This is a genomic window from Myxosarcina sp. GI1 (assembly GCF_000756305.1).
Taxonomy (GTDB): Bacteria; Cyanobacteriota; Cyanobacteriia; order Cyanobacteriales; family Xenococcaceae; genus Myxosarcina.
Map to the genome: position 1 here is coordinate 1 of NZ_JRFE01000032.1, position 16,594 is coordinate 16,594.

15 protein-coding genes are annotated in these 16,594 nt (G+C 41.8%); 13 read left to right on the forward strand and 2 right to left on the reverse strand.

Annotation, left to right across the window (positions count from 1 at the left end):
* Window positions 1-284: 284 nt before the first annotated feature.
* Window positions 285-557, reverse strand: a complete 273-nt coding sequence (locus KV40_RS23170; protein ID WP_156114130.1) for a hypothetical protein — start codon at window positions 555-557, stop codon at window positions 285-287.
* Window positions 558-772: 215 nt separating this feature from the next.
* Here KV40_RS23170 and KV40_RS23175 point away from each other — a divergent pair, with 215 nt between their 5' ends.
* The 12 genes from KV40_RS23175 (at window position 773) to KV40_RS23230 (ending at window position 15,413) form a co-directional block, all read left to right on the forward strand.
* Window positions 773-1,603, forward strand: coding sequence for a hypothetical protein (locus KV40_RS23175; protein ID WP_036486489.1), 831 nt, complete (start codon window positions 773-775; stop codon window positions 1,601-1,603).
* A 96-nt stretch (window positions 1,604-1,699) separates the two neighbouring features.
* Complete coding sequence (locus tag KV40_RS34295) at window positions 1,700-2,002, forward strand: hypothetical protein (RefSeq protein WP_216595681.1); 303 nt, start codon at window positions 1,700-1,702, stop codon at window positions 2,000-2,002.
* 275 nt (window positions 2,003-2,277) lie between these two features.
* On the forward strand, window positions 2,278-8,253 hold the full coding sequence (locus KV40_RS23185; RefSeq protein ID WP_036486493.1) for an AAA family ATPase: 5,976 nt from the start codon (window positions 2,278-2,280) through the stop codon (window positions 8,251-8,253).
* Window positions 8,250-8,900: a response regulator transcription factor gene (locus KV40_RS23190; RefSeq protein ID WP_036486495.1), complete on the forward strand. Its 651-nt coding sequence runs from the start codon at window positions 8,250-8,252 to the stop codon at window positions 8,898-8,900. The genes KV40_RS23185 and KV40_RS23190 overlap by 4 nt, the downstream gene beginning before the upstream one ends.
* Window positions 8,901-9,179: 279 nt before the next feature.
* The gene (locus KV40_RS23195) at window positions 9,180-9,770 is read left to right on the forward strand and encodes a nitroreductase family protein (RefSeq protein ID WP_036486497.1); all 591 of its coding nucleotides are present in this window, start codon (window positions 9,180-9,182) and stop codon (window positions 9,768-9,770) included.
* Between the two features lie 16 nt (window positions 9,771-9,786).
* Complete coding sequence (locus KV40_RS23200; RefSeq protein ID WP_036486499.1) at window positions 9,787-10,194, forward strand: hypothetical protein; 408 nt, start codon at window positions 9,787-9,789, stop codon at window positions 10,192-10,194.
* Between the two features lie 88 nt (window positions 10,195-10,282).
* The gene (locus KV40_RS23205; protein ID WP_036486501.1) at window positions 10,283-10,774 is read left to right on the forward strand and encodes a cupin domain-containing protein; all 492 of its coding nucleotides are present in this window, start codon (window positions 10,283-10,285) and stop codon (window positions 10,772-10,774) included.
* A gap of 167 nt (window positions 10,775-10,941) precedes the next feature.
* Window positions 10,942-11,484: a DNA starvation/stationary phase protection protein Dps gene (gene dps / locus KV40_RS23210; RefSeq protein ID WP_036486503.1), complete on the forward strand. Its 543-nt coding sequence runs from the start codon at window positions 10,942-10,944 to the stop codon at window positions 11,482-11,484.
* Between the two features lie 27 nt (window positions 11,485-11,511).
* Window positions 11,512-12,528, forward strand: a complete 1,017-nt coding sequence (locus tag KV40_RS23215) for a catalase family protein (protein WP_036486505.1) — start codon at window positions 11,512-11,514, stop codon at window positions 12,526-12,528.
* 6 nt (window positions 12,529-12,534) lie between these two features.
* A complete protein-coding gene (locus KV40_RS23220) occupies window positions 12,535-13,020 on the forward strand; it encodes a DUF1622 domain-containing protein (protein WP_036486507.1) in 486 nt (161 codons plus the stop codon).
* Between the two features lie 18 nt (window positions 13,021-13,038).
* A complete protein-coding gene (locus tag KV40_RS23225) occupies window positions 13,039-13,755 on the forward strand; it encodes an alternative oxidase (protein WP_216595682.1) in 717 nt (238 codons plus the stop codon).
* An 86-nt stretch (window positions 13,756-13,841) separates the two neighbouring features.
* Window positions 13,842-15,413, forward strand: a complete 1,572-nt coding sequence (locus tag KV40_RS23230; RefSeq protein WP_036486508.1) for a GMC family oxidoreductase — start codon at window positions 13,842-13,844, stop codon at window positions 15,411-15,413.
* Here the strand turns inward: KV40_RS23230 and KV40_RS23235 are convergent.
* A complete protein-coding gene (locus KV40_RS23235; RefSeq protein ID WP_036486510.1) occupies window positions 15,399-15,662 on the reverse strand; it encodes an SWIM zinc finger domain-containing protein in 264 nt (87 codons plus the stop codon). The two genes, KV40_RS23230 and KV40_RS23235, sit on opposite strands and share 15 nt — an antisense overlap.
* Window positions 15,663-16,109: 447 nt before the next feature.
* Between KV40_RS23235 and KV40_RS23240 the strand changes: the two genes are divergently transcribed.
* Window positions 16,110-16,592 carry a hypothetical protein gene (locus KV40_RS23240; protein WP_036486512.1) on the forward strand — a complete coding sequence of 161 codons (483 nt, stop codon included), beginning with the start codon at window positions 16,110-16,112 and terminating at the stop codon, window positions 16,590-16,592.
* Window positions 16,593-16,594: the final 2 nt, after the last annotated feature.

Sequence of the window (16,594 nt, forward strand, 5' to 3'; positions counted from 1 at the left end):
TATTCTGAAGCAAACTCTTTAACTATTTCGAGGCGGTCTATGTAATCAAGAATTTTAAACGGCGAGATGAAGCCAATCATGCTACACCTCCTTGATTCAGACAGCTTAAAAATTGTTGTGCCGAACTAAAGATGCCAAATTGCAGCACCTCTCCTACAATATAAGTAATCATTAATTCCCCCTTTGGGATATGGTTTGACTTCAAGCGATCGCAATTCTTTGGACGGAATCGGGCGATCGCTTTTAGCTTTTGTGGCAGTGAACTTTTTTCAAATATTTGAGAACTAATTATTTCTATTTCGCTCGTTAGACTCTTCAACAATTAGGTCGTCAACAGTTACTTCGGTTCCACTCCAGAGCGAACATAGACGAGCTAATGCTTTTAAGTTAGAAATATTGGCTTTTTCTAATTGACCTTCCTTGGCTCTGGTTAAGGTATGTCTGGTCACTTCGTTATCTGTACCTTCTATGGTTTTGTGAACCGCATAAACCGATAATGGCTCCCCATTTTCGTCTTTTAACCACCAACGTCTTATGTCTATATAAGTTCTACTCATTAAAGCAATTGCTGTCGTCAAGTTCACCTCCAATTATTGACTATCAGTTAACAGTATATCCACTATATCAAATATTTGATTATCTATTAACTGACTATTAGTTAGTTGACAATCAGTTAGCAGARCGTCATAATAAATCACAACAAAGGAGAACATCACCGACCAAAGCTTTGTTCTCCTTCCCTTAACTTTCATCATCAAGGTTGTTTCTTATCATGGCACATCTTTCTGATTTACAGGCAGTTAAGTCTGCTACCCGTTCACGTACCAAATCTTTTTTACTTTCTAGCGAACGACAAAACAACAGCACTCAAGCCAAGTGCATAACTTCTGGCATTAAAAACAAAGACAACTCACAAAGATTTTGCTTTGACGACGATCGCCCGCTCGTCACTATTGAATTTACCCCAGACATTCATCCTTCTGAAACTGAATACAACTACCCACATCCGAAGTTTGTCTTCAGCGATCGCGTCATTAATAAATTTAATCCTTCCAAATCCCTTACTATCTGCGCTTTAGAACTTATAGAACACAAAACTCCATCAAGCTTGCTACTCGAACAACCTTACTGGAAATATAAGGTCGATGACGGAAGCTGGTACGAAGAATCAGTCTTAATCCGCCAATCAAACACCTGTGCTAAATGCAGTTACTTTCAGGATTACCACGATGAAAGAGGTAGGGGTTGGTGTCACCTAATGGACAATGCAACTCGAAAACATCATGTACGCACCAATGACTGCGATCTTAACTCTGAATCCAGGTCGCTACTTGCCCTTCCATATTCTGAATACGATTATGGGGATAAAGTTAAGATCGTTGACTCCGACGAAGACCACACGGAATGGGCAACGTTCGAGATTATTGAGAAAAGACACAATCCTCATTGTTATTCATCTCCTGACAATTACCTAAATGAGTCCGAATTTTATTATCAGCTTTCTTCACTCGATAAGAAATGGATTGCACCTGAATGGGTTGCTCAAAGAGATCTTTGCCATGCCGATTTATCTCATACAGTCGGTACTACAGAACTATTTTGACAATAATTCTCCAGCTTATTGGCTGTTAGCTGTTGACTAGCTAATAGCCATACTCAACTCTTTAATTCACTTCATCTCACACCTTTAGCTTTCATCATGACTCAAGCACATCTTCTGTTGTTAGAAGTTAAAACCATTGACAACTCTGACGTTGACCACGAAACCCTTCCAACTATAACCATCTATCAAGATTCTCAAGACAACTATTTTCTCGCTATGGAGATAGACACCATAAAGAGGGCGGTTTTGGGCATGGTTCCCCATCTTGGTACTAATTGTCGTTATCCTCTCCTCTTTTCTGTTCGGCTTCTACCTGGAACTGAAACTGATTCTGTTGTCGCTTCTAAAACTTCTTCTAAACGTAGACGACGACGCTCTAGGTTTAATACACAACCATAGTCGATCGTTGTTTGGAAAAAGGCGATCGCGTAGCTAGATAAATTTTCTAAGTTGCAATTATGCTCCGCTTGCAGACTCACGCTAATCGCTATTATGCACATCTCAATTTTATACACCAGAAGCATCATTTGAGTCAAAAAGCGTATTATTAGCTAAATTTTGTTTGAATCGTCAATTAAATATTTAACTATAAAACTCGCGTGCGCGAAGAAGTAGAAGTAAAAGTATATTAAAGGTAAATCGAATTTTACCGCAGGAAATTTTCCTGGAGTACGATGACGATCGCCCTACCTGACATTACCGTCAAAACCCAAATCTACGAAAGTGCCAATTCCCTTGTCTATCGTGCCGTTAGGCGGACAGATAATACTGCGGTCGTTCTGAAGGTTCTCAAACAAGATTATCCTACGACCGCCGAACTAATTCGCTACAAACAAGAATATGAAATAACTCGCTCTCTCAATCTAGAAGGAGTTATTAAAGCTTATAGCCAACAAAACTATCAAAGAACTTCGGTTATTATTCTAGAAGATTTTGGGGGAGATTCGTTACAGAAACTAAAGGAATCGAAAAAAATCTCTTGTCCGATGTCCTTAGCAGAATTTTTGCGTCTAGCGATCGCCATTACCGAAATTTTAGGCACAATCCATGTAGCCAATGTTATTCATAAAGATATCAACCCTGGCAATATTGTCCTCAATCTCGATACTGGAGTTGTCAAAATCATCGACTTTGGGATTGCTACCCGATTTAACCGCATCAATCCAACTTTTAAAAATCCTTATGGTTTAGAAGGAACTCTTGCCTACCTTTCACCAGAGCAAACTGGGCGCATGAATCGTCTGCTCGATTATCGCACCGATTTTTACTCCCTTGGTGTAACCTTTTACGAACTTCTAACAGGACACCTTCCGTTTTCTACCAGCGACATTCTCGAACTAGTTCACTGTCACCTTGCCAAACAGCCACCTCCACTTCATGAAATAAAGGCAGAAATTCCCCAACTAGTTTCAGATATTATTCTCAAACTAATGGCAAAAAATGCTGAGAATCGCTATCAAAGTGCTTGGGGAATCAAAGCCGATCTAGAAACTTGTCTTCGCCAGTTCTCAGACACAGGACGCATCGCTCCAATTCAACTTGGTCGGCAAGACGTTTCGGAGCAGTTTCAAATTTCGCAAAAGCTTTACGGACGTGAAGCAGAAATTGGAAGAATGTTAGCAGCATTTGACAGGGTAGCGAGTTCGGGAAATAAAGAAATGATGCTGGTATCTGGCTATGCTGGAATCGGAAAATCAGCTTTGATACGGGAAATTTATAAGCCAGTTACTGAAAAGCGCGGTTATTTTATTTCTGGTAAGTTCGACCAATTACAGCGCAATATTCCCTATAGCGCGATCGCCGCTGCTCTGCAAAAATTGGTGCAGCAATTGCTTGGCGAATCCGAAGCACGAATTCGACACTGGCGATCGCAACTTCTATCGGCTTTAGGAAACAATGGGCAAATCATTATCGATGTCATTCCAGAAGTTGAATTAATTATAAACAAACAACCTCCCGTACCAGAAGTTGGCGCAACTGAAGCTCAAAATCGCTTCAATCGGATTTTTCAATCTTTTGTGCGGGTGTTTTGTTCCAGAGAGCATCCGCTAGTAATTTTTTTAGACGATTTGCAGTGGATCGACTCGGCGACGCTGAAGTTAATTGAGTTAATGCTACTAGACGAACAAAACCAATTTTTATTTTTGATTGGAGCTTATCGAGATAATGAAGTAAGTCCAACCCATCCACTGATATTAACTTGCAATAGACTGCGAAAACAAGAGGCAATACTTCAGGAGATTGTCCTGACACCCTTAAAGCTGGAATCTTTGAGTCAGTTAATCGCCGAGACAATGAATCGGGATGCAGGCTTTATTCGTCCTTTAGCCCAATTGGTGCTGCAAAAAACGGAAGGCAATCCTTTCTTTGTCAACGAATTTTTGCGAATGCTGCATAGTGAAAATTTGTTGACTTTTATCCCCCCCCAATCTCCCCTCAGTAAGGGGAGCCACTCTCATGCGAGGGTTTCCCCTATTGAGAGAAGTGGCGTGGGAAGTAAAGGGGGGTGGCAGTGGAATATCGCTCGTATTCAAGCTCAAAATATTACTGATAACGTCGTGGAGTTGATGCTTTTCAAGTTGAAAAAACTGCCAGAAGCTTCACAGCAAATTCTTCGACTAGCTGCTTGTATTGGTGCTGAATTCGACCTAGATACGTTGTCGCTTGTGGCAGAGCGATCGCCGAAACTAATTTTTCACGATCTATTGACAGCAATACAAAATGGACTCATTCAACCGCTATCCGAACTAGACGAAAACTTGTTAGTTCGAGATTATAAATTCGCACACGATCGCATACAACAAGCAGCACACGCTCTAATCGACGAGTCCCAAAAACAAGTTATTTATTTACAAATCGGTCGTAAGTTATTAGCAAATACTTCACCCGAACAGAAATCAGAGCGACTGTTTGAAACTGTCGATTGTCTCAATCGCGGAATCGAACTGGTTACAGAGCAATCGGAACGGAATGAAATTGCTAGATTAAATTTGATGGCAGCGCAGAAAGCAAAGGCTGCGATCGCCTATAGTATGGCAAAAAAATATTTAATCAAAGGTAGAGAGTGTCTGACAGATTCGAGTTGGCAAACTAATTATGACTTGACTTTAAATTGTTATACAGAAACTACCGAAGTTGCGTATTTGTGTGGCAAATTCGAGGATGTAGAAACTTGGGCAGCGATCGTTTTACAACAAGCTAAAACAATTCTCGATCGCGTCAAAATTTACGAAGTCAAAATTCAAGCTTTTATCGCACATAATCAGCTAGTAGAGGCAATCGATACGGGATTGCAAGTTTTGCAGCAACTGGGAATCGAATTTCCCAAAAATCCCATTCAGTCAGAGATTCGCCTGGAACTCGATGCAATCGCATCTGCATTTGATGAAAAAGCGATCGCAGACTTAATCTATTTGCCAAAAATGACTGATCCAGACAAGTTAGCGGCAATGCGGATTTTATCCAAAATCACGATCGCTGCTTACATTGCCGCTCCCGATCTGATGCCTCTCCTGGTATCTCAGCAGGTCAACTTGTCAATTAATTATGGCAATACTTCTGTGTCTCCCTTTGCTTATGCCACTTTGGGGATGATTCTTTGTGGGATGCTCGGCAAAATTGAATCTGGCTACGAGTTCGGACAGCTTGCTTTGAGGCTATTGTCGCAGCCGAATAGCGATGCACTTAGAGCTAGAACCTCATTTATCGTGCATAACTGCATTATTCACTGGAAAGAACATCTGAGAAAAATATCCCAGCCATTGCAAGAAGCCTATCAACATGGTTTAGAAACCGGAGATTTAGAGTTTGCTGCCTATTGCGCTCATACTTACTGCTTTCAATTCTATGTTAGTGGAAAGGAACTAGTGGAAGTCGAACGCAACATAGCAATCTATGGTGAGGCAATACGTCAAATCAAACAGGAAACGGTATTAGCTTGGAGTAAAATATACCGTCAAGCGATCGCTAATTTGATGGGACGCTCGCTCAATTCTTATCCTCTCATTGGCGAATTTTACAATGAGGAGAAGGAACTGCCCCAACACCAAGCAGTAAATGATGGAATTGCAATCTTTGATGTTTATTTCAACAAACTTTTCTTATGCTACCTATTTTCTGAGTATTCTCAAGCAGTTGAAAACTCAAATCTAGCAGAAAGTTATTTAATTCGTACAACTAGTACACCTCTTGAGGCTTTGTACTATCTTTATGATTCTCTAGCAAGACTGGCAATATACTTTGAAACTAGCACCCAAGCGAAGGCGGAAATCCTTAAAAAAATTGCTATTAACCAAGAGAAAATAAGGCAATGGGCAGATTATGCGCCCATGAATCATTTACATAAATATCATCTGGTACGGGCAGAACTGGCAAGAGTTTCGGGTCAGTTATTCGAAGCAGAAGAGTTCTACGAACAAGCTATCCAAGGAGCTAAGGAAAATGGTTATATTCAAGAAGAAGCTTTGGCTTATGAATTAGCTGCCAAATTTTACCTATCTCGCGGTAGGGAAAAGTTTGCCCAAACCTACATGAAAGAAGCTCTCTACTGCTATGAGCGTTGGGGAGCTAGTGCGAAAGTAAAAGATTTAGAGGCTCGCTATCCGCAGTTTTTTCTTCAAGCATCGAACAGACTTAACCCACCAATTTTTAAATCTACTGAAAGTACTTCTAATAGCTCGGAAGTTGCTTTCGATCTAGCTGCGGTACTAAAAGCATCTCAAGTTATTTCCAGTGAAATCGAACTGGAACGATTGCTCGATTCTTTAATGAAAATCTTAATCGAGAATGCTGGCGCACAAAGTGGATTTCTGATTTTGGAGGACTCAGGAGAATGGGCAATTGAGGCTTCGTGTGCTTGTGAATTTAATAATAATGAAAATAATTGTGTCACACAAATACTTCAATCTCTGTCAATAACAAATAATTTACCCGAATCAATTATTAATTATGTAATTAGGACTCATAAATCTGTAATTTTAAATGATGCTTCCCGTGAGGATGATTTTATACACGACCCTTACATTCAAAAGGATCGAACTCGATCGCTTTTTTGTTTGCCACTGCTAGATCGAGGTAAGCTCGTAGGCGTATTGTATCTAGAAAACCAATTAGCAACTGGAGCATTTACTCCAGAGCGAGCGCAAGTGTTAAATCTGTTATCAACACAGGCAGCGATCGCAATTGAAAATGCTAGGCTCTACTCGAAGCTACGCGCCAGTGAAAGCCGAATAGCTCAATTTTTAGAAGCGGTTCCGGTCGGGATTGTAGCAGTCGATTCTACGGGTTATCTTAATTATTTCAATCAACGAGCAATTCAGCTCTTAGGGCGAGGGATCGATTCTTCGTTAGTACCAAAGCGAATTTCAGAAGTTTATCAACTTTGTCTGGCTGGGACAAAGCGACCCTATCCAACAGAGGAACTGCCTGGAATACGAGCTTTAAAAGGCGAATGCAGTACAGTTGACGATGTAGAAATTCATCAAAACGACACCAAAATTCCAGTTGAGGTGTGGGGTACGCCAGTATTTGACGAACGGGGCGAGGTAATTTACGCGATCGCAAGTTTTCAAGATATCACCGAGCGCAAACAAGCAGAACAAATTTTAGCGGAATACAATCAAACCTTAGAACGGCAGGTTGCCGAGCGCACGTTAGAACTAGAGCGAGAACAAGCAGCACTGCGGCAGAGTGAAGCAACCAATCGCGCCATGATTGATGCTATCCCCGATCTGCTAATTCAAATGAGTCAAGATGGTACTTATTTAAAAGTAGTGAAAAGCGGCAATTTTCAACCGTTCAATCCTCAGCAATTGAAAACTGGCGTTAATATTCACAACGTTTTGCCGCCCAGTATTGCTCGAGAGCGAATGGAGTATGTGCAAAAAGCTCTCCAAACAAGGGAATTACAGGTTTACGAACAGAAAATAGTAGATGCAGAGCGAGTTTATGACCAAGAAGTTCGGATTGTGGCGAATGGTGACAGTCAGGTTTTAGTGATGATCCGCGATATTCGCGATCGCAAACAGGCAGAAGAAGCCTCTATATTAGAAGAACGAAACCGCATGGCACGGGAAATCCACGATACACTAGCTCAGGCTTTTACTGGCATTATCGTTCACTTAGATGCTGCCTCTCAAAGGATCGAACTCGCTCCCGATGCTGCTCGTTCGCACCTTAAAACAGTACGTATCCTAGCGCGTTCGGGGCTTGCTGATGCTCGTCGCTCGGTAGAAGCACTCCGTCCGCAGATTTTAGAAGAAGGCGATCTGCCAAGCGCACTCGAACGATTTACGACTCAGATGTTTGCCGATACGACAGTTCGATTAGTCTGCGAAGCGAGCGGCGAACCTTATCCTTTACCAAAAGAAGTCGAAACTAATCTGCTTCGCATCGGGCAAGAAGCCTTAACCAATGTTTTTAAACACGCTAAGGCGAGTGAAATTTGCGTTCAATTGCGCTATAAGCCAGCCCAGTTTGTTTTACGGATTAAAGACAATGGACAAGGGTTTGAAAATAGCAGCCTGTTGGTAGGTCGGGGCTTTGGGTTGCTGGGAATGACCGAACGCGCCGAAAGAATTGGAGCAGAACTAACGATTCAAAGCCACATCGGACGAGGAACAGAAATTACTGTAAAGATACAAACGCCATGACGCAGAGAGCCGCTAATCCTCCCGAATCCACTATTATCCGCGTCTTAATCGTTGACGATCATCCTTTCATGCGAGAGGGTTTAGCAGCAGTTATCGATTTCAAATTAGATATGAGTGTGGTCGCTAGAGCCTGCAACGGTCATGAAGCCGTAGAATTATTCCGTCAACATCAACCAGATGTCACACTGATGGATTTGCGGCTGCCCGAAATGAATGGTGTTGAAGCGATCGCTACCATTTGTGCTGAGTTTGCCGAGGCGCGGATTATCGTTCTGACCACTTACGATGGCGACGAAGACATTTATCGAGGACTGCGAGCGGGCGCAAAGGGCTATGTTTTAAAAGATGCAGAACCAGAAGAACTACTCGCAGCAATTAGAGCAGTTTATAAAGGACAACAGTACATACCTCCCGTCGTAGGTGCCAAACTAGCAGAGCGCATGCGGTGTCCCGAACTGAGCGATCGCGAATTGGAAGTGCTACGTCTGATGGCAACGGGTAAGAGCAATTTAGAAATTGGTACTATCCTATCGATCGCGGAGGGAACGGTCAAATTTCATGTCAAAAATATTTTGAGCAAACTGGAAGTAGGCGATCGCACTCAAGCGATGATTGTTGCTCTAAAGCGTGGCATCATTACGCTTTAAGTCTCTAACCAGAGCTTCAGATAAATAAATTTAGCGCAATACCTGCTCTTGGGGATAGGTTATTTTTAGCCTTAAGAGTAAGGCACGGCTACCTTTGTTGCTAGTGCAAAGACACCTCGTAGGAGAGGCGACAAAGCAGGGGCAATTTTTATATCTTGAGAATCAAGAAACAACTCCAGCTTTATTTATTAACAGAGTTCGAGCAAACTCGTATTACTTTTACTCGATCTTACTCAAATTCATACTAATTAGACATTATAAAAGCTAGGAGAAGCGATTATGTCTGCAAAAACAGCAACAACTGACCATCCAATCCACAAATTACTAGCAGAACGCTGGAGTCCTTATGCCTTCCAAGAGCGTCGGGTTTTGGAAGCCGATCTCCTTTCGTTATTCGAGGCTGCGCGGTGGTCGGCATCTTCTTACAACGAGCAACCCTGGAATTATATCGTAGCTACCAAGGAGAACCCCGCCTATTTTCAACAACTTCTATCATGTCTTGTCGAAGCCAATCAGATTTGGGCGAAAAATGCTCCCGTTCTAGCTTTAAGCATTGCCAAACTTAGATTTACTCTCAATAACCAAGAAAATCGAGCAGCAATTTATGACCTCGGACTTGCCAGTGGCAATCTCGTGGTAGAAGCAACAGCAAGAGGAATTTGCGTCCATCAAATGATTGGTATTCTTCCCGACAAGGCACGCGCTATCTTCTCTATACCTGAAGGTTTTGAGGTGTGGACGGTTCTAGCGATCGGCTATCAAGGAGATCCGAAAACAGAGGAACGCGACCTGTCACCAAGACAAAGAAAGTCACTGGAGCAATTTGTATTCAGCGGCAAGTGGGGAAATCCTGCACCGCTCGTAACTTAGACTAGGAGGAAGAAAGATGAAAATTGCTCGCTATGGAACGGCGATAGTAATTCTTCACACATTCGTTAATGGATTACATGGTTTAGCACATCTAAAAATTCCCGTTCCTCTCTCTTGGCTTCAGAGTTTGTTTATAGGTACTGTAATTTTTCCGCTTCCTATCGTTGCAGCTATTTTACTTTGGACGCAGTTCGAGCGCCTCGGTGTCTGGCTTTTACTTGGTGCGATCGCTGGCTCGTTATTGTTTGGCTTTTACAATCATTTTCTGGTTATCAGCCCCGATCATGTTTCTAAAGTAGCTTTTACAGGTTGGGGAATGCTTTTTCAGGTTACAGCTTACCTGATATTAATCGTGGATAGCTTGGGCTGCTGGATCGGTTTATGGGCATGGAAAGCTTTACCCCATCAAGAGGAGGTCTTATGAGCTTACCTATGGATAAAACGCGTAAAAAGCAATTTAATCGATTTAATACTGCTAGTATCAAGTTTTTAGCTATTGAAGAAGAATTTCCATGACAATTAATCCTAATGGAATAGTACGAGAACCAGGTCGGGGCATTTCTTTCTGGTTCGATCGCGACCTTTATACTTTTAAGACAGTGGGCGAAGATACGGGTCAAGCCTATGCTCTGTGTGAAGTTATCGTCGCACCTCAAGGTGGCGGTACGCCTCCCCACAGGCACAGTCACGAAAATGAATCCTTTTACGTTTTAGAGGGAAAACTAGAATTTCAGCTTGACGAACAATTTCTTGTAGCTACGTCGGGAACCTTCCTCTGCTCACCCAAGGGGCAGTTGCATCGCTTTACCAACACCAGTGTAACTCCTGCAAAACTTTTGATTTGGGTTACGCCAGCAGGATTTGAGAAATTTATTGCTGAAGTCGGCAAAGCAACTAACTCTCAACTCAGTGCTGCACCATCTTTAAGTCCCTCAGATTTGGAAAAAATTCTTGCTACTGCCCCTAAGTATGGGATTGAAATTATTCCTCCAGCTTCTACTTAGTAGAAATTAACTATTTTTGTTTTGAAGTGACTCTCGTGGATAGATCGCAATAATTTGAGCGAATCGACTTAGGAAAATAATCACCCAGAAAATCCTGATTTCCTAGAACAAGAAATTAAAGCATTTTTACTTCAATTCAAACAAAATACTAATACAAAATTTTTAAAATGGATAACTTAACAGCTACAAGAGCTAATCGGGATAAGCCTAAATCATTAGTTTACTCAACCCGAATCGATCTCGCTACAGAAATTCGATCGCAAGTCAATATTTTACTCAATCAAAGTTTAGCTACTGCGATCGATTTAAAGTCTCAGATTAAATACGCTCATTGGAATGTCAAAGGTCAAGACTTCTATCAATTGCATCTACTGTTTGATGAAATTGCTTCAGAAGTCGAAGAGTTTATCGATCTAATCGCCGAACGGGTCACAACCCTCGGAGGAGAGGCACTAGGAACCGTCCGAATTGCTGCCGAGCGATCGCAACTACCCGAATATCCCTTTGCTGCTGTCGATGGCATGGCTCATATAGCTGCTCTTGCCAACTGCTTGGCGATTTATGCTAAATCCCTCCGCCAAAACATCGAGCAAACGAATGAACTGGGTGACATGGATACCAACGATCTCTTTATTGAGATTTCACGGGCGAGCGAAAAACGACTGTGGTTTTTAGAAGCCCACTTACAAACCTTACTTTCTCAATCTTAAACACTCGTTTCCCAAGGAGCAAGACTAATGATTCAATCCAATCTATCCCCTACCGACCAAAAAACAGCGACCGACACCATTATCGAAATCGATCTTCAAGTTCAAGCCGAGAAAGGACCAGACCTGCGTAAAGATCATCCCAAAAGTCACGGCTTAGTTCGAGGAGAATTTATTGTCGCCGACGGCATTCCCAAAGAACTGCAAGTCGGTATTTTTGCTAAACCAAAGACCTATCCAATCTGGGTTCGTTTCTCCAATGCTTCTGACGCTGAAAAGCGGGGCAAACTTAAGTCCGATCTCGAACCAGATATTCGTGCTATGGCGATCAAACTGATGAATGTAGACGGTGAAAAAGTCCTCGATGACGAGGAAGATACTCAAGATTTTCTGCTGATAAATCATCCTGTTTTTATGGTCAAAGATGCTGAAGGATTTGCCAATCTAATGAAAGCCAGTGTTGGTCGAGCAACAGAAGCAGAATTAAAATCACTAGAACCTACCTTTGAAGTCCTCAAAGCAATTACTAGCAAACAAGTTACCAATCCCCTGCTAATTCAATATTGGAGTACGACTCCCTATCAATTTGGTTCTCAGGAAATCAAGTTTTCTGTAAAACCCCATCAGCAGGATACTTCCAATTCAACTTCCCATTCCGAAAATTTTCTGCGTAAAGCAATGGTCGAACACTTATCAGAAGATATTAAAGATGCAACCTTTGACTTCCTGGTGCAGTTCTATGTCAACGAGGAGAAAACCCCAATTGAAGATCCGATGCAGGAGTGGCAAGAAGCAGATTCTCCTTTTGTTAAATTGGCAACCGTCAGAATTCCCGCTCAGAAGTTTGACTTCGAGGAGCGCAAACGATTGGATGAAGGACTATCGTTTATGGCTTGGCATACTTTGCCCGAACATCAGCCGTTAGGCAGCGTCAATCTCGCTCGCAAAAAAGTCTATCAAGAGATAGCCAAGGCACGACGGAATAATATTCAAAGCCGTCTCCAAGAACCACAACCATACAGTGAAGTTATGGACGATCCTCAGTAGACACTCATGAAACAAGAGTCGTCGCGAGAGTCTTTGGTAAGTTTACTGTTACCACTCGCCCTGATTTTAGGATTGGTGCTGCTGAGTCGAGATTCAGAGCAAACCTATCTAACAATCGAGTCTATTGGTGCATTAGAGCGATGGTTGCGAGTCACCGTTGGATATTTGGCAGCAGGGGCAGAAATTGCCGCAGCAGTTGTTATCGGTGGGGCGATCGCTAGAGGAATCTCGAACTATATACGGCAGTTCTTCTCGCGGCGGCAGCGGCTTGATGTCAGCGAAGTAATACGTCTGCAATTGGGTCGGGGGCTAGCACTTGGTTTAGAATTTACCATTGCCAGCGACATTCTTCGTTCGGGTGTTGCGCCGACGCGCCAAGACATTTCCAATCTAGCAGCGATCGTTTTGTTACGAACCTTACTCAACTATTTTTTAGCAAGAGAAATTCGTCAAGGAGAGGCAAATCGTTTGTCAGAAAAAATCGATTTATAGCAACTACTGGTAATGGTAATGCGTTTAGATTTTGGAGCAATAGTGATGAAAGCCTTAATTCGCTCGCTCGTCGTTTTTTTTGTCTTCGTAGTCGATGTCATTTACAGAAATCGTTCTTACCCTCGGTTTTACGTACTAGAAACTATCGCCCGCGTGCCTTATTTTTCTTATCTCTCGGTACTGCATTTTTACGAGACGATAGGGTTTTGGCGCAGATCGGACTGGTTAAAAGTTCATTTTGCCGAAACCTGGAACGAGTTTCATCATTTATTAATTATGGAATCTTTAAAAGGCGATCGCTATTGGCTCGATCGCTTCATTGCTCAACATATTGCTATAGTTTATTACTGGATTGTCGTGCCACTTTATATGCTGTTTCCCAGGTACGCTTATTACTTAATGGAACTGATTGAAAGTCATGCCTATCATACCTACGACAAATATTTGCAGGTACATGAAGCAGAATTAAAAGCTCAAAAAGCTCCTCAAGTGGCGATTGACTTTTATCGTGATGGCGATCTCTATATGTTTGAAGAAGTCCAGACGACAGCCGAACGAGAATTTCGTCGTCCGAAAGTAGATAATCTCTACGACGTGTTTGTTAATATCCGCGACGATGAATGCGAACACGTCAAAACCATGAAGGCACTCCAGAAACCAGAAGCAAAGGTAACTTTTCATAGTCCCCATACGATTTTCAAAGTTCTCGTTGCCAACGCAGATAAATCTAGCTAAATCCAGATATCGTATTTATTTTGGGCGATCGCCTCTAGCTCAATTTGACTAAATTAATCCATTACAGTCAACAAAGGAGAATGGACATGACTCAATATGACTACATCGTAATTGGTGCGGGTTCGGCAGGCTGCGTAGTTGCCAACCGTCTGACGCAAGATCCTAAAACAACCGTACTATTAATCGAAGCGGGAAACCCCGATACCAAACCAGAAATTAAAATTCCATTAGAATGTACGCGCTTACCAGGTACAGAAGTAGACTGGGGCTATTTCTCCGAACCAGAACCCTATCTCAAAAATCGCCAAATCTTTTGTCCTCGCGGCAAAGTCTTGGGGGGTAGCAGTGCGATAAATTTCTTGCTCTATACACGAGGCAATCATTACGATTACGATCGCTGGCAAGAATTAGGAAATCCTGGGTGGGGCGATCGAGATTTACTGCCTTATTTTAAAAAATCCGAACACCAGCAAAGAGGAGCTGACGCATATCATGGTGTGGATGGGGAGTTGAGCGTTACCAATGTCCTTAACCCCGCTCCAATTTCACAACGATTTGTAGATGCAGCAGTAGCATTAGGATATCAGCCAAATCCTGATTTCAACGGCGCACGACAGGAGGGTGTGGGATATTTTCAGTTTACTGTTAAGGACGGAAAAAGACACAGTGCAGCAGCAGCATTCCTCTTACCCATTCTCCAGCGTCCCAATCTAACGACGATAACAGGAGCTTTGGTAACTAGGTTATTGTTTGAGGATACTCGTACTATTGGGGTGGAATACTTGCACGAAGGCAAACTGCACCAGGTTAAAATTAACTCGGAAGTAATTCTCAGTGCTGGCTCGTTCGATTCGCCTAAACTGCTGATGCTTTCTGGTATCGGCGATAAAAAATGCCTGGAAAACTTGAATATTCCCATAGTTGTTGACTTACCTGGTGTCGGTCAAAACCTGCAAGATCATATTCTCGTTCCAGTACCCTACGAAGCGACTCAGGATTTACATACGAAAACCACCAGTAATGGCATCGCTGAAACTGGATTGTTTATGCACAGCAAAAATAATCGAGAAACCGCACCAGATTTAGAGCTAGTCTTTGGTCCGATCCTTTGGTCGCCGCCAGGCTATCCCAACTCTGGATTGGGTTTTACGGGTTTAGTTGTTTTAAACCATCCCCACAACATTGGCAGTGTCAGTTTGCGTTCGCCCGATTCACAAGATACACCAATGATTCGGCTGAATTATTTGCAAAGTCAATCTGACGTAGAAAAGCTGATTGAAGGAATTAGATTAATGCGTAAGTTATTTGATAGTAGTGCTTTTGATGAGTTTCGAGGTAGAGAAGTTGCACCTGGTGCCGAGGCAACTAGTGATGAAGCTTTAGACACTTACATTCGGGAAACTTGCGGTACTGTATTTCATCCTGTCGGCACTTGTAAAATGGGAACCGATTCGATGGCAGTGGTAGACCCCGAATTACGGGTACGTGGAGTTGAAGGATTGCGGATCGTCGATGCTTCAATTATGCCAACTATAATTACAGGACATACAAACGCTCCTATCATTGCAATTGCCGAAAAAGCAGCAGATTTAATTAAAACCTCAAGTAGCATTTTAGAGCGAGCAAAGATAACTACTGCTAACTTAATCATTAACTAATTCTGGTTTAACTGCCACCAGTTTTTGAATCAAAGTTTGGGTTTGAGCTTCGTTAAGACGCTCTAAAATTTGTTCTAAACTCTGACGCTGTTCGATCGCTTCTGGTTGGCGCAAGCATACTAACCATGTTGCCACGATATGTTGGCACCATCCTTCAAAATCACTAGAACAACTACAACAAGCCGTGTTTACTTCATCTTCTCTCAAGCCAATACTAACTCTATAATCAATAATTGTACAATTTATCATTTGTACAATTCAATTTTAGTCTCAAACTATAACACCCAGACTGAGTTATAGTCTGGGTGCGAATTTAATATATGCCAGCTTTTTATCTTTAGCAGCTAGCGATATTTATAAGAAACCAAACATTAGCAGCAGCGCGAAGCAAAAAAAACTCAAGCGCGAATACTTAAAGGCATAGTAGCCGAAACGAAAACTTTGATTCTTAATTGTCAATGGCAAATTGGGAATATTAAAAGAAAGTCGCCTGTATCAAAAAAGTGTATCAATTGATTGAAGAGCCAAAACTATTAGAATTATTCATTCATTATGCTCCTGCGGTAATCGCTATGTTAGACAGACAAATGCGGTACTGCTAATTAGCGATCGCTCTCATTGAAGATTATCGGTTAGAGAACACTGAAATCATTAGTCGTTCTCACTACGAAGTCTTGATAATAAATTGTTTTTAATATGACTCAGCTTTTACTAGATAGAATAATCCGTCGAGAGTTTGCTATTTTGAAAACTCATGCTTTGCCAAAATCAAAAACTACCAATGCCGTGCTACAAACTTTAAAAAAGGTTGAATGCGAGCTACAAAAAGATTTACCTTTAATAATTGAGTCAAAGTCGAAAACAGACTGTATTTCACAAGAAACTGAAGTTATAGGTACGGTTCGTCGATGGATTTACGACTATCTTAAAATCGAATTAAGTTCCCAGAAAAACAAATTTGACTATTTTACCAGTCTGGCTAACGGTAATAGTACTTGGGGTTTTCTTGGATTTATAGCTTTAAGTTATTTAATTAAAAATTTTTGGTCGATCTGTTTACTGTTGATAATCTCTTGCGGACTATTTTTTTATTTTCAGCGGCGCATATATTTGATTCGACGGGGACTTAAAGAATGTATAACTTATTGTGAAGTAAACTACGATTGTTTAGACACTTAACA

Bases quoted from the DNA above. Each gene is read 5' to 3' on its own strand.
- KV40_RS23240 (WP_036486512.1), top strand. From the start codon at position 16,110: ATGACTCAGCTTTTACTAGATAGAATAATCCGTCGAGAGTTTGCTATT.
- KV40_RS23230 (WP_036486508.1), top strand. From the start codon at position 13,842: ATGACTCAATATGACTACATCGTAATTGGTGCGGGTTCGGCAGGCTGC.
- dps (WP_036486503.1), top strand. From the start codon at position 10,942: ATGGATAACTTAACAGCTACAAGAGCTAATCGGGATAAGCCTAAATCA.
- KV40_RS23220 (WP_036486507.1), top strand. From the start codon at position 12,535: ATGAAACAAGAGTCGTCGCGAGAGTCTTTGGTAAGTTTACTGTTACCA.
- KV40_RS23225 (WP_216595682.1), top strand. From the start codon at position 13,039: ATGCGTTTAGATTTTGGAGCAATAGTGATGAAAGCCTTAATTCGCTCG.
- KV40_RS23235 (WP_036486510.1), bottom strand. From the start codon at position 15,662: ATGATAAATTGTACAATTATTGATTATAGAGTTAGTATTGGCTTGAGA.
- KV40_RS23175 (WP_036486489.1), top strand. From the start codon at position 773: ATGGCACATCTTTCTGATTTACAGGCAGTTAAGTCTGCTACCCGTTCA.
- KV40_RS23195 (WP_036486497.1), top strand. From the start codon at position 9,180: ATGTCTGCAAAAACAGCAACAACTGACCATCCAATCCACAAATTACTA.
- KV40_RS23200 (WP_036486499.1), top strand. From the start codon at position 9,787: ATGAAAATTGCTCGCTATGGAACGGCGATAGTAATTCTTCACACATTC.
- KV40_RS23190 (WP_036486495.1), top strand. From the start codon at position 8,250: ATGACGCAGAGAGCCGCTAATCCTCCCGAATCCACTATTATCCGCGTC.
- KV40_RS23215 (WP_036486505.1), top strand. From the start codon at position 11,512: ATGATTCAATCCAATCTATCCCCTACCGACCAAAAAACAGCGACCGAC.
- KV40_RS23185 (WP_036486493.1), top strand. From the start codon at position 2,278: ATGACGATCGCCCTACCTGACATTACCGTCAAAACCCAAATCTACGAA.
- KV40_RS34295 (WP_216595681.1), top strand. From the start codon at position 1,700: ATGACTCAAGCACATCTTCTGTTGTTAGAAGTTAAAACCATTGACAAC.
- KV40_RS23170 (WP_156114130.1), bottom strand. From the start codon at position 557: ATGAGTAGAACTTATATAGACATAAGACGTTGGTGGTTAAAAGACGAA.
- KV40_RS23205 (WP_036486501.1), top strand. From the start codon at position 10,283: ATGACAATTAATCCTAATGGAATAGTACGAGAACCAGGTCGGGGCATT.